This window comes from Burkholderia sp. SIMBA_051 (assembly GCF_046534915.1).
Lineage (GTDB): Bacteria > Pseudomonadota > Gammaproteobacteria > Burkholderiales > Burkholderiaceae > Burkholderia > Burkholderia ambifaria.
In genome coordinates this window covers 1-272 of record NZ_JAWRXS010000282.1, presented here as the reverse complement: position 1 = coordinate 272, position 272 = coordinate 1, and the positions used below count along the sequence as shown (strand labels likewise).

Sequence of the window (272 nt, the reverse complement as noted above, 5' to 3'; positions counted from 1 at the left end):
AGAACCTGCTGGGCGCCGACGCCAAGAAAGTGCAGGTGCTGTTCATCACCGTCGACCCCGAGCGCGACACGCCGGAGATCCTGCAGGCCTATATGCAGGCCTTCGACCCCGCGTTCGTCGGCCTGCGTGGCGATGCCGAACAGACCCGCGCCGCCGCGCAATCATTCAAGGTGTTCTACCAGAAGGTCCCGACCGGCTCGTCCTACACCATGGACCACACCGCGCTGACCTACGTCATCGACGCCGAGGGCAAGCTGCGCGTGGCCCTGCGC

At 66.2% G+C, this 272-nt stretch carries 1 protein-coding gene; it reads left to right on the top strand.

The window, feature by feature from the left end:
• A partial coding sequence (locus SB771_RS34540) for an SCO family protein (protein ID WP_410721981.1) occupies positions 1–272 on the top strand: 272 nt, incomplete at both ends.